Source organism: Myxococcus sp. AB025B, from assembly GCF_006518215.1.
Classification (GTDB): domain Bacteria; phylum Myxococcota; class Myxococcia; order Myxococcales; family Myxococcaceae; genus Myxococcus; species Myxococcus fulvus.
In genome coordinates, this window is the sequence record NZ_SRLW01000285.1 from 1 (window position 1) to 12584 (window position 12584).

10 protein-coding genes are annotated in these 12584 nt (G+C 70.8%); 6 read left to right on the top strand and 4 right to left on the bottom strand.

The genetic code is table 11. The features are described 5' to 3' along the window. Positions 1-158: 158 nt before the first annotated feature. Positions 159-2297: a hypothetical protein gene (locus FL311_RS33995; protein WP_141331852.1), complete on the top strand. Its 2139-nt coding sequence runs from the start codon at positions 159-161 to the stop codon at positions 2295-2297. Between the two features lies 1 nt (position 2298). On the opposite strand, the gene FL311_RS34000 is transcribed toward FL311_RS33995, so the two are convergent. Further along, positions 2299-5442, bottom strand: coding sequence for an ABC transporter substrate-binding protein (locus tag FL311_RS34000; RefSeq protein ID WP_141331853.1), 3144 nt, complete (start codon positions 5440-5442; stop codon positions 2299-2301). Positions 5443-5508: 66 nt separating this feature from the next. On the opposite strand from FL311_RS34000, the gene FL311_RS34005 reads away from it, so the two are divergent. Beyond that, a complete protein-coding gene (locus FL311_RS34005; RefSeq protein WP_141331854.1) occupies positions 5509-6528 on the top strand; it encodes a lasso peptide biosynthesis protein in 1020 nt (339 codons plus the stop codon). 186 nt (positions 6529-6714) lie between these two features. Here FL311_RS34005 and FL311_RS34010 read toward each other — a convergent pair whose 3' ends face one another. Beyond that, complete coding sequence (locus tag FL311_RS34010; RefSeq protein ID WP_141331855.1) at positions 6715-7740, bottom strand: arginine N-succinyltransferase; 1026 nt, start codon at positions 7738-7740, stop codon at positions 6715-6717. 350 nt (positions 7741-8090) lie between these two features. On the opposite strand from FL311_RS34010, the gene FL311_RS34015 reads away from it, so the two are divergent. Further along, positions 8091-9068 carry a polysaccharide lyase gene (locus FL311_RS34015; RefSeq protein ID WP_194869469.1) on the top strand — a complete coding sequence of 326 codons (978 nt, stop codon included), beginning with the start codon at positions 8091-8093 and terminating at the stop codon, positions 9066-9068. 43 nt (positions 9069-9111) lie between these two features. Here the strand turns inward: FL311_RS34015 and FL311_RS34020 are convergent, their stop codons facing one another. Continuing rightward, positions 9112-9282, bottom strand: coding sequence for a hypothetical protein (locus tag FL311_RS34020; RefSeq protein WP_153882714.1), 171 nt, complete (start codon positions 9280-9282; stop codon positions 9112-9114). A gap of 333 nt (positions 9283-9615) precedes the next feature. Here FL311_RS34020 and FL311_RS34025 point away from each other — a divergent pair, with 333 nt between their 5' ends. The 3 genes from FL311_RS34025 to FL311_RS34035 are packed head-to-tail and all read left to right on the top strand — an operon-like array spanning position 9616 to position 11711. Continuing rightward, positions 9616-10074, top strand: a complete 459-nt coding sequence (locus FL311_RS34025) for a MarR family winged helix-turn-helix transcriptional regulator (protein WP_141331856.1) — start codon at positions 9616-9618, stop codon at positions 10072-10074. Positions 10075-10128: 54 nt separating this feature from the next. Then, complete coding sequence (locus FL311_RS34030) at positions 10129-11358, top strand: hypothetical protein (RefSeq protein ID WP_141331857.1); 1230 nt, start codon at positions 10129-10131, stop codon at positions 11356-11358. Between the two features lie 26 nt (positions 11359-11384). Beyond that, entirely contained in the window at positions 11385-11711 is a 327-nt protein-coding gene (locus FL311_RS34035) for a hypothetical protein (protein ID WP_141331858.1), read from the top strand. 2 nt (positions 11712-11713) lie between these two features. Here the strand turns inward: FL311_RS34035 and FL311_RS34040 are convergent. Then, on the bottom strand, positions 11714-12584 hold an 871-nt coding region (locus tag FL311_RS34040; RefSeq protein WP_228557271.1), incomplete at its 5' end, for a haloalkane dehalogenase.

A 12584-nucleotide genomic window follows, 5' to 3' on the forward strand; every position in this document is an offset into this window, starting at 1 on the left:
GTACGCGGTGGTGGGGCTGGTGGCGGTGGGCGCGGTGGCGGTGTTGGTGCGCATGTTCGCCCGGCGACGGGCTCCGGCCCCCGGGCCTTGAGTCCTCGGGACGACGGCATTCCACGGCGACGTTGCATGGGGCGGCCCGGGCGCGCTTGAGTCGAGGGATGGCCTCGCGCACCTCTTCGTGGACGCTCCTGCTCATCGCGCTCGCGCTGTCGCTGACGGGCTGTCGCTGTGGGGACGACTCGGGCACGGGCGACGCGCGCCAGGGCTTCCGTCCCCAGGAGACGGAGGTCGACTTCGGTCGCGCCCTGGAGGGCAGCCTCACGCGCAGGCAGGTGACGCTGCTGGCCACCGGACGCGCGAGCCTCACCGTGACGGCGTCCGTGGGCGCGCCCTTCAGCGTGGCGAGCGCGGAGGTCACCGTGCCGGGCAGCGGGACGACGGTGGTGGAGGTGGACTTCCTCGCGGCGAACGGGCCCGCGGAGGGGACGCTGACGCTGACGGGCGCGGGACGCACGGAGACGGTGCGCCTCACGGGCCTGGGGGTGCGGCCGCTCACGTGTGTGCCATCGAGCCCCTGTCACGAGTCGAGCTTCGACCTGGCCACGGGTACCTGCATCGAGCGGGCGCTGGAGGATGGCGCCACCTGCATCCCCACCAGTCGCTGCGTGGTGAACGGGCGCTGCGAGTCGGGTGCATGCGTGGGCTCTCCTCGCACGTGTGATGACGACAACCCGTGCACGGTGGACGCGTGCTCGCCCTCGCAGGGCTGCGTGACGGCGCCGGTGGTGTGTCCGACGCCGAGCAACCGGTGCAAGGTGGGCGTGTGCGACCGGGACGAGGGTTGCCAGGAGGTGGACGCCGAGGACTTCATCCCGTGTGGCCCGGGGGACTGCAAGTCGGCGCGGCTGTGCTTCAACGGCTCGTGTGACACGTTCGCCACGCCGGATGGCATCGTCTGCGCTCCCGCCACCGCGTGCCGGGGCGAGGGGACCTGTCAGGGTGGCGAGTGCGAGCGGCCCGACGCGGGGGACCTGGTGGCGGAGTTCAGCCAGCAGCTCGGTGGTGAGCCCGTGGGGGCTCCCGCGCTGCTGGTGCAGGACGGTGCGTTGTTCTCTTCCGTGTGTGACGAGGATGCGGGCTGCCGGCTCGTGTCCTTCACCCAGGGCGGGCTGCTGCGCTTCGAGTCGCCCTATCCGGATGGGGGCGCACGCACGCTGCTGGCCGTGTCCGATGCGGGGGTGGTGGTGGCGGCGCCGGAGGGGCTGGAGTCGTATGCCCCGCACACTCCGGGCGCGCGACAGTGGGAGGCGTCGTGGACCTCGCTCGGTGCTCCTTCGGATGCGGGGCCGTGGCTGGGTCACGTGGCGGCGGGGCAGGTCGCGCTGACGGCGGCGGGGGACGTGGTGGCGCATGTGGCGTGGGGCCCGGTGCCGGAGGATGGTGGCGCGGTGGCGGTGCCCGAGAGCACGCGGTGGGTCTGGCTCGCGGGACGTGAGGACGCGGGCACGGTGCTGCGCGCGGGGCCCGTGGAGGCGTGGCGTGGAGGGGCGCGGCTCGCGCTCGACGCGGAGGAGGCGGCGTTCCGGTACACGGTGGATGGACGGCTGGAGCGCGCGGACTTCGAGCCGGATGGAGGCTCGCTGCTCATCTCAGAGCTGGCGGACGGTGGTGTCCCGGGCGGGAGCGCGTCGCTCGCGGTGGCGGGGGGCACGTTGTTCGTGGGGACCCGGGCCTTCGTGCCCACGGATGGTGGTGCGCCGGTGTCGGTCGATTGGGACGCGGGCTCTCGGACGCTGACGCCGTTGGCCGAGCCCGCGCTGCTGTCCTCGGCGGGGAACCCTGGCTACGTGTTCGCTCGCTCCTGCTCGCGCACGGATGGCTTGCCATGTGAGCCCGACGAGGAGCGCACGGTGCTGCGCGCGGTGGACTCCAACACGGGGCTGGTGGAGTGGGAGGTGGACGCGCTGCCCTTCGAGGAGGTGCCGGGCTCGTTCCACGACGCGACGCTCATCGAAGGTGACGCGGTGGGTGTGCTCGCCGACGCCGAGCGCACGGACGGGCGACAGGTGTGGCTCCAGTTCTTCGAGCGAGGGAAGAAGGTGGAGATGTGCGCTCTCCCCGGACGACCGACGCGCGTCGCGGGCAGCACGTTCTCCGGTGGCCGGCTGCTCGTCGTGTTGGAACGTGATGGCGTCTGGCGCGTGGAGGCCTACGGGATGGGTGGCATCCAGGAGTCGACCTTCGGCTGGCCCCAACGACACGGGAGCCCGTCGGGCGTGAGGCGCGAGGCGCGCTGAGTCACTCCGTCGTGTTCGTATCCACCCAGAGGGTCTCGAAGCGGACCTGCGGCGGCGTCTGGTGCAGCCGCAGTCCCTGCACGGCCGCCGAGGCCGCCGCGTGCACGCGCTCGTGGTACAGCGGGATGAGCGGGCAGTCGTCGCGGAACAGGTGCTCGGCGCGCACGTAGAGCTGCTGGCGCAGCTCCGGGTCGATGGACACGCGCGCCTCGGAGGTGATGCGGTCCAGCTCCGGGTTGCGGTAGCCCACCGGGTACACCGTCTGCGCGCTGGAGTTCAGCAGGAAGTAGAGGAACGTGTCCGGGTCCGGGAAGTCCGCCAGCCACAGCGTGCGGAAGGCCGACATCTTCCCGTCGCGCAGCCGCGTCAGGTACTCCTCCGGCGCCAGCTCCACGTGCTCCAACTGCAACAGCCCCGCCTGCATCAACGGACGGAACAACACCGCGTCCTCGGTCGACGTGTCGCGCCCCACCGGGTGGTGCAGCGTGAGCTTCAGCCGGCGCAGTCCCGCGTCCCGCAGCAACTGCTCCGCCAGCGCCACGTCGGGCGCCGGCAGGGGCGCCATCTCGGAGCCCGCCAGCAGCTCCGGCGGCGTCAGCGTGCGCGCCACGCGCGCCCCCGGATGGAACTGCTCCACCAGTCCGATGATGTCCATGCCCGCGCGCAGCGCCCGACGCACCCGCACGTCGTCATAGGGCGGCTCGCGCAGGTTGAGCGCCACGAAGGCCGTGGAGGGCGTGGTGCTCGCCAGCACCTGGAGCGACTCCAGGCCCGGCACCTCGACGTGCTCCGCCGAAAGGAACGACACCAGGTCCGCCGTGCCCGCGCGCAGCCTCGACACCGCCTCCTGTCGCGAGTCGACGAGCTGGAACTCCAGCCGGTCCAGCAGTGGCGTCCCCGAGCGCCAGTAGGACGGATTGCGCTCCATCACCACGCGCTCCGGCTCCAGCGACATGACACGGAAGGGGCCCGTGCCCACCAGCCGTCCGCTCCCGTCCATCCTCGCCACCGAGGTGGCCGTGAGCGCCATCAGGTGCAGGAAGAACGCCTTCGGCTCGCGCAGCCGTATCTCCAGCGTGCCGTCGTCCAGCACCTCGATGCCCGTCACCTCGCGCGCCAGGCCCGACGAGAACTCGGGCGCGCCCTCCACGTCCTCGAGCAGGCTGCGGTCCGGCGAGCGCACCGCCGGGTCCAACAGGCGCTCCAGGTGTCGCTTCACGTCGCCCGCCGTCAGCATCGAGCCGTCGTGGAACGTGACGCCCTTGCGCAGATAGAAGCGATAGCGGCGCGCGGACGGGTCCGCGTCCCAGCGCTCGGCCAGGTCCGGCTCCAGCCCGCCGTCCTCCAGTCGCACGAGCCCGGAGAACGAACACGCGGTGAGCTCGGAGAGCTGGTTCTCCACGCTGAACAGCGGGTCCACCGCCTGGCGGTTGCGCAGCGAGGCGGACTGGTGCAGCACCACGCGCAGCGTGCCGCCCGTGCGAGGCTGGGGCAGGCGGAAGCGGAACACCTCCGTCTCCAGTCCCACCGCCTCGTGGCCCAGCTGGTCCACCGTGCGCGTCAGCCCGTCACCGATGCGGATGACCCGGCGCGCGTCCTCGCGCACCTGCGCCACCTCCTCACGGATGGACGCGTCCGCGCGGGTGAGCACCACGTTGGCGGTGCGCAGCTCCTCAATCGCCGCGCTCAGGCGCACCACGGACTCGGACAAATCGCGCCCCGTGCGCGCCTGGTCCTCGGCCTTCTGCGAGGCGCCGTGGCCCACGCGGGCCATCTCCTGCGTCTGGCGCACCAGCTCGCGCGCGTGGCCGGCCTGTTCAATCGCCATGCGCGTGACGTCCTCCACGCGCCGGGCCACGCGGCGGCTCGCCTCGACGACGGTGGCGCCCTGGGCCTCCAGCCGCTGCGTCTCCGTCACCGTGGCCTCCACGGCGCTGAAGGTGCGCTGGGTGATGGTGCGAATCTCCACCAGCGCCTCGGACGCGCGGTCTCCCAGCGCGACGCCGGTGGTGGCCTGCTCGCGGCCCTCGTGCACCAGCGTCACCGCGGTCATCACCGCGTCGCGGATGCCGGACACCATGGCGGCGATTTCGCGCGTGGAGCGCGTGGTGCGCTCGGCCAGGTTGCGAATCTCGTTGGCCACCACGCCGAAGGGGCGGCCGTGCTCGCCGGCCTGCGCGGCGATGATGGCGGCGTTGAGGGCGAGCAGGTTCGTCTGGTCTGCAATCTCCTGGATGACGTCGACGATGCGGCCAATCTCCGCGGAGCGCGAGCCCAGCGTGCCCATCAGCTCCGCGGCCTTCCGGACGGTCTCCTCCACCCGGTACATGCCCTTGACGCTGTCGCCCACCAGCACCTCGCCGCGCTCGGCGGTCGCCGTCACGGCCAGGGCCAGCTGGTTCGTCTCGCTGGCGCGCCTGCGCACGGAGTCGATGCCACCCTCGACCAGCGCCACGAAGTTCTCCGCCTCGGCGGCGAAGCGCGCCAGCTCATCACCCGAGGACGCGATGTTGGCCAGCCGCTCGCTCATCGCCTGCATCAGTGAGGTGGTGTGGTTGGCGAAGTCGTTCACCTGGGACAGCGACTCCACCACCTGCTCCAGCCGCTCGGTCATCTCCAGCAGCGCGCCGGTGGTGTCCACCGCGAACACCTCCAGCTGGTGCACGCGCTTGCCCACCACCTGGAGGCTGCCGCCCATGCCGCTGACGGAGTGCAGCGTTCGCTCCACCGCGCCACCCTGGCGCCGCGCGGCCTCCAGCAGGCTCAGGGCCTGCTCACTCACCTCGTTGCTGGTGCGGTGCAGGTTCGCCGTCACCCGCTGCACCTGCGACAGCGCGCGGCGCAGCGACAGGATGAGCCGGCGGACGTCCTCATGCCCCTCGTAGCGGAAGCCGCCCGTGGTGGTGAGGTCGCCCTCGGCCAGCTGGGCCATGACGCGCCGCCGGGCCAGCCTGCGCAGCGCCGCCCAGCGGAACCACGACAGGTAGCCACCCACGATGTAGAGCGTGGGCGTGGCGAAGAGCAGCGCCGTCCACGCGGACACATCCAGCCGCTGGCCGGTGAGCTGGAGCACGCCCCCCAGCACGAGCGCGGAGAGCAGACCGGCCGCCAGGCCGAACGCGAAGAGGTACCGTTTGGCGCCCATGGACCCGGGGAAGGGTACTCCGCCTTCTCGCGCCGGTCCTCAAAACGCCGCAGACTCGTCCCCCTCGTGCCCATCCTGCTCGCCCTCCTGGCCCTGGCCCTCCCCGCGAACCCCGTCAGTCCGGGCTCGGCGCGGGCCCACCCGCCCGAGGAGACGGCCCGCTACGTCTTCGCCTGGCGAGGGGTGCCCGTGGGGACCGTGACGCTGACGCGGGAGGCGGCGGCCTTCCGGTACGACAGCCACCACCTGCACACGCGAGGGGAGGACTCGGGCGCGCGTCGACGCACGGCGTTGCTGGAGGTGGACGCCGAGGGCCGACTCGTCGGCCGCCCGGTGGTGCCCCAGGCGCTGTGGCTGTGGCGCGGGCCTCCCGCCCCGGGCTGCGTCACGGGCCGCGAGGAGCTCTCCGGTCGCGAGGGCCCGCACTGCGTCACCGGTGGGACGGCCCCCTGGGTGGAGGGCACGCTCCTGGGGACCCCCTTCCGGGCCCGCTACGACGCGCGCGGCCGCATGGACGTGCTGGAGGTGGGGGAGTCCCGCTTCACGGTGGCGTCGCCCGGCACGCGGCTGGTGGCGCCTCCGGACTTCTTCGCCCAGGGGCTGCCGGTGGAGGGCGAGCGCGGGGCGCTGACCCTGGTGCCCGCGCTGGAGGTGCCCGCGAGACTCCCGGGCATGACGCCCTGGAAGGCCCGGGCCGCGCGGGCGCTGGCGGCGCGGGTGCACGCGGCCTTCATCGAGAAGGGACCGAGCGCGGCGGACTGGCGCGAGGACGGCGAGGGCGAGGCGGGCGGGTGCCTCGCGCACGCGCTGCGCTTCGCGGCCGGAGCTCGCGAGCAGGGCGTGAAGGTGGCCCTGGTGCACGGGCTGCTGGTGGTGGACGGCGGGCCCGCGCGGCCGCACGCGTGGGTGCGCGTGGCGCTGGAGACTGGGGGCACGCTGGAGCTGGACCCCACGTCGATGGACCCCGTGCGCGCGGACACGCACCTGCCCGTGGCGCTGGCGGATGCGCAAGGTCCGGCGCTGGAGGCTGGGGACCGGTGGCTCGCGCTGCTGCGCGGAGACCACCGCGTGGTGAGACGTCCGTAAGTGCGCTGCCGGTGTCGCTGGCGGAGGCACATGGTCCAGCACTGGAGGCTGGCACTTGCTGGCTGGCCCTCCTGCGGAGAGCACCGCGTGGTGCGACGTCCGTGAGTGCGCTGCCGCTGCGCTGGAGGCCGGCGCGCGCTGGCGCTCCAGGGCAAAGGGCACCGCGCCGTGCGACGTCCGTGAGTGCTACTCGAACGGGATGATGGACAGCTTCGCGCCGGCGCTCGCGCCCAGGATCTCCTTGGCGCGCGCGGGCAGGTAGGCCACCTGGTTGTCCAGCCGGGCGTGGCAGCGCACCGAGCGGAAGCGGTTGCGACCCGACTCGCGCTCGAAGGCGACCAGGACGTCATCCCCCTCCAGCTCGAAGTCCTCGGCCGCCAGCTTCACCGTGCGGTACTTGCGCACCAGCGTCACGTCGCCCGTGTTCGCCTCGAAGTGGGGCCCGCCGTCGAACGGGTCGATGCGCTCCACGTACCGGAAGCCCACGCGCTCCAGCATGCGCTGCACGCCGCGCGTCTGCGGCCCCACCTCGCCGAGCACCTTCTGCACCCGGTCCGGGAAGAGCGACGCGTAGATGTCCGACGCGGGGAACAGCTCCTTGATGAACTCCTTGTTCTGCCGGCTGAGCCGGTCCGCCTCCAGGTACGTCAGGCCGGTGAACTTCTTGCCGCATGCCTCCCACAACAGGCTGCGTCCGTCCGGCAACAGCGGCGGGAGCAGCTCCGCCAGCACCCGGGGACGGAACAGCCGCCGGTGCATGGCGATGAACAGGAAGCGCACATAGGACAGCTGCTTGCCGGGCTTGTCCGGCGTGGCGCGGTAGGGCGGGTCCACCACGAGCCCGCCGATTTCGGTGGGGCCCTCGTAGTTGTAGGCGATGGACAGCACCTTGTGCCGCAGGTGGCGCTCCAGGGACGCGGAGTAGTGCTCCCGCTCGCTCACCTCGTAGTAGATGTGCGGCGCCTCGTACGTGCCGTGCTGGGCGATGATCATCGACGTGCCGATGATGAGCCCGTTGCGCATGTCCTCCAGCACGAAGAGGTACTCGCGCTCGAAGGGGTTCTTCACCTTCCCGGCGAAGCTCTTCACCGACTTGTCGATGATGCTCTCGAGCGTCTCCTCGTTGTTCGGCAGGTTCACCGTGTTGAGCACGGCGGCGAGCCGCTTGAGGCCGGCCAGGTCGGTCTTCTGGACGTCACGCAGGACAAGCATGGTTGCACCCGGGACGCTGCCGGAACGGAGCGCCGGAAGGGGTGGGGACCATACACCACACCCCCTGCGAACGGTCAGCCCACGGCTCCCTTGTTTCCTTGTGTAACGCACTGAGTCATAAGCTGAACTCACCGGTCCGGCCGGGTGGTGTGAGGCACTTCCACTCGCCGAAACATTTGTCAGACATCCAGCCCCCTGCCCGGATGCTCGTTCTGTTGTCAGGCAAGAGGGAAGATTTTGCCGGGGGAATGAAACACGGAATCGTTTCGGCTACGGTCTGTCGAAGGTTGGCTTTCAAACCTTCGCAAGGACATGTGCCATTGAGAGTCTTTGTCCCTGGATTGCTGGCGATGTTCCTGCTCCCTGGCCTGGCGTCGGGGGAAGTCATCTGGCGCGGTGACTTCGAGACGGGCAACCGCTCGCAGTACACGCGCGAGCAGATGGTCAGCTCGGACCGCCTGTTGGTGGTGAGCAACCCCGTGGCCGAGGGGAAGTACGCGCTCAAGGTCACCGTGAAGCAGGGCGATGATCCCATCAACTCCAGTGGCAACCGCAACGAGCTGGTGTACCTGGGCAAGGAGCAGGAGGGCTCGGAGTACTACTACCGCTGGAAGGTGATGTTCGCGCCGGACTTCCCCAGCGTGGACACGTGGCAGCTCTTCACGCAGTGGCACCATGACGGCTGCTGCGGCTCGCCTCCGCTGGAGTTCTACGTGCGCGGCGAGGAGATGCGCATGGCGCTCAACTCCGACTCCACGATTCCGTGGCGCGGCAAGCTCGTGCGAGGCGTCTGGCACGAGTTCATCCTGCACGTGAAGTGGTCCGCGAAGGCGAGCACGGGCTTCGTGGAGCTGTGGCACAACAAGGAGAAGGTGCTGGCGAAGCGCGCCGCCGCGACGATGTACGCGGGGCAGAACAACTACCTGAAGCTGGGCCTGTACCGCAGCGACACCGTGAAGCCGGTGGGCGTGCTGTACCACGACGGTTTCATCCAGGCGACGACGCTCGCGGACGTGCTGCCGACGACGCCCGCGCCCGACGCGGGCACGCCCGTGGACGCGGGCACGCCCGTGGACTCCGGCACGCCCGTGGTGGACGCGGGGACGGTGGATGCCGGGACGCCCGTGGTGGACGCGGGGACGCCCGTGGCGGACGCGGGCTCCCGGCCGGACGAGTCACCGGGCGGCGTGATTCCTCCCGGCGGTCTGTCCCCGAGCGATGACGACGAGGAGGCCGTGGGCTGCAACAGCTCCGGCGGCCCGCTCGCGGGGATGGCGCTGCTGGGGTTGATGGGGCTCATCGGCGCGCGTCGGCGTCGGCGCTCCTGAGCCCGCTGGGTGGGCTCGGGAGCGGTGCTCCCGAGTCCCCCGCTCACAGCTCCTGGGCCTGCTCGCGCTTCTTCTCCAGGGCCTCCAGCTCGGTGGAGCGCTTGCCCAGGTGTGGCTCCAGGAAGCGGCTCACGTCGTCGAGCGTGAGCCTGCGGGTGTCGGGCTGCTGCCAGCCGGTGAGCTGGAGCTTCGTCTCCGCGTCCTTCCACGACATGGTCGGACTGCGCCGCGAGCGCCTCGACGCGGACCTTGTTCTCGTAGGCGAGGTCGTCCGCGGTGGTGCGGGAGCGTCGCGTGCCTTCACCCAGGCTGCGGTTGTAGGACTCCGCGCTGCGCACGCGCGCCTCCGCCTCCTCGGCCGTGTCCCGCCGCGAGGTGGGCTCGCCGTACTTCATGGAAGGGGGAGAAGTCAGGCGAGGGGGCGAAGCATCTCAGACTCCTGGGGACGGGGATTCAGCTCCCTGGACGACCGGAGGCTCCGGAACTTCTAGCGGACCGGGGTGGCGGCACTTTTGACAGGGCACTGTCAATCAGCCAGCCTGTGGGCATGGCGAAATACACGACGGCCGGGTCGACCTTCACGGACCTGGTGCTCGAAATCTTCCTGAACAACGGCCTCTTGCTGGCGGCGGGGGACCGGTTGGCGGCACCGTCGGGGCTGACGAGCGCGCGGTGGCAGGTGTTGGGTGTGGTGGACCACGAGCCCGCGCCGGTGGCGAACGTGGCGCGGTCCATCGGGTTGACGCGGCAGAGCGTGCAGCAGACGGCGGACGCGTTGGAGGCGGAGGGGTTCATCGAGTACGAGGAGAACCCGCACCACCGTCGGGCCAAGTTGATGCGATTGACGCCGAAGGGGCGCGAGCGGCTGCGCGAGGTGGAGGCCCGGCAGCTCGCGTGGGCCAACAAGCTGGGTGGCAAGCTGACGGCGGCGTCCTTGAAGACGGTGGTGGGCACGCTGCGCGAGGTGCGCGAGGCGCTGGAGCAGGAGGCGGCCGCGAGCCCGTGAGCGCTGATGCGCACGCAGTGTGAATAGGATGTGTCGGCGTGCGTCATCAGGCGCATGCACGACATCCTGCGCAGCACGGTGCTCACCGCACTGTTGGCCACGTCCGCGACGGCGTGGGCCGAATCGTCTCCGTCCCCCGACGTCACGGTCTCCCCGGTGCCGTTGATTGCCCTGGCTCCTGGCCGGGTTGTCTACGCCGACTCGCAGGGCTCGCGGAATCTCGCCGAGTGCGAGTACGTGGAGGAGCGCAAGTGGCTGGCGGGACCCGAGAAGGGGACGCGGTTCCAGGAGAAGGAGCCGTGCTCGCTCTGGTTCCTGGCGGTGCATCCGTCCACGGGACGTTGGGCGATGTCGCTCTCCGTGGGTGGGGACGAGGGGCACGATCGCCTGGTGAGCGTGACGCTCGCGGGGCGGAGGCTCGAGGTGCCCCGGAGCAAGTCGGGGCGCGCGAAGCAGGGCTCCTTCCTCGTGATGGGGGACCTGAACGGGGTCGTGGGGGTGACGCCTGGCGTTGCTTCGCAGTGGACCGAGAACAACGTCCACCACTCGCAGATGCCGATGATGTTCACGGAGGATGGCGCTCGGGTGCTCGTCACCAATGGAACGGTGACGACCACGGATTGGTGGAGCTGGAGCTTCGGGCCGAAGCCCGAGGGCATTCGCGTGTTGCCGGTGCACCAGACGGACAAGGCGGGCAATGAGGTGCTGCCAGGCGAGTCGCGCACGGTGCTGCGTCATGACAAGGGGGGTGTCCGCATCGCCACGATGGACCCCACGGGGACGAAGCCGTGGAAGCTGGGGCCGCCGCTGAAGCAGAGGCGCAAGGGGATGCTGTCGCCCATGGTGATAGGGGACACGATGGTCTTCTATCGCGAGGGGACGCAGGACGAGGGCGGCAACTGCGAGGGCGCGGACTCGGCCACCTATCGGCGCCTGGACCTGCGCACCGGTCAGGAGCGGGTCTGGAAGACCCATGACACCTACTGCAGCAGCTACGAGTTCACGGCGGGGAGCCCGCAGCGCAAGTCGGTGTTCTTCATCGAGAGCAACTACTACGAGCGGAAGCTCTCCCAGTTGTACGAGTACTCGGTCGAGCGGGACGAGGTCCGGGTGACGAAGGCCGAGGGCTTCGAGGGCGCGCACGACATCAGCGAGGATGGGCGGACGCTGCTGCTCTTCGACCCGGGACGCTCGGTCGCCGTGTTCGATGCGGATACGGATGAGTACGTGTGGCTCAAGGGCTTCGGGCGAATCACCGACGCGGGGCTGTTGGACCTGCGCTGAGGTCGGAGACGTGAGAGGGTGCGGCCATGGGAACCCCGAGCGATTTCCCGGCCGCCCCCGACATGGAGGCGCTGGTCGGCTGCGCGCGACAGATGGCGGTGCGGATTGGCGCCGAGGGTGTGTCGGACGCGGAGCTGGCCCAGGTCATCGACCGCGTGCTGTTCCGTGAGAAGGACGGCTGGGCCTGCGCGGTGGAGGGCCTGCTGACCCGGACGGAGGTCGCGAACCTCGTCCTGGCGCATCTCGAGTCCTGGCTCGTGGACCGCACGGGCCGGGGTTGGGATGCGCCGCTGCCGTGGGGGCAGGGCGCGTTCGTGGCGGAGGTCGAGCAGGCCCTGTTCGGTTCGCGGTGAGCCTACCAGCCCTGGTGGTCGAGCCAGCTTCGGAGTGCCTTGGCGATGTCCTCGGGCACGTCCTCTGGCGCGTGGTGGCCCGCCGGGCCGAGGGGGACGATTTCGAGGCGAGGGAACTGGGTGCGGGCCCACTCGATGGTCTTCGGCGCGCTGAGGCTGCCGCCATCGAACGTCAACAGGAGCGCGGGCTTCCCGGTGGGCTGGGCGAGCCAGGCGTCGTAGCGCTCGATGACGGCGGCGACATCGGCGGGGCTGCCGTCGATGGGAATCTCCCGGGGCCACTGGAGCATGGGGCGTCGTGACGCGGCGTCGGGGTAGGGCGCGTAGTAGGCCGCCCGGGCGCTGTCGGTGAGGCCCGTCTTGACGCCGTTGCTGAGCGAGCGCTCCAGGAACTCGTTCTGTTCGAGCACCAGCTGCTCGCCGACGCCGGGTGTGCGCAGCGCGCGGAACAGCTTCTCTCCCTGGGGCGGCCATTCGCGCCAGTGCATGGGGCGCAGGAAGGTCTCGAAGACGACGACGCCGCGCACGCGGTCCGGGTGTCGCGAGGCCCAGTCGAGGGCGAGCACGCCGCCCCAGTCGTAGCCGACGAGCACGACGTCGCGCAGACCGAGCGTGTCGAACCAGGCGTCGAGGTAGCGTGCATGGTCCGCGTACCGGTAGGCGATGTCGGGCTTGCCGGAGCTCCCCATGCCGATGAGGTCGGGCGAGAGGCATCGACCCTTGTCCGCGAGCCGGGGCGTCACGTTGCGCCAGACGTACGAGGAGGTGGGGTTGCCGTGGAGGAACACGATGGGTGAGCCGGTGCCCTCCTCACGGTAGGAGAGGAAGGAATCGAGGACGGGGAGCTGGTGGGTGGTGGGCATGGGCGTGGGG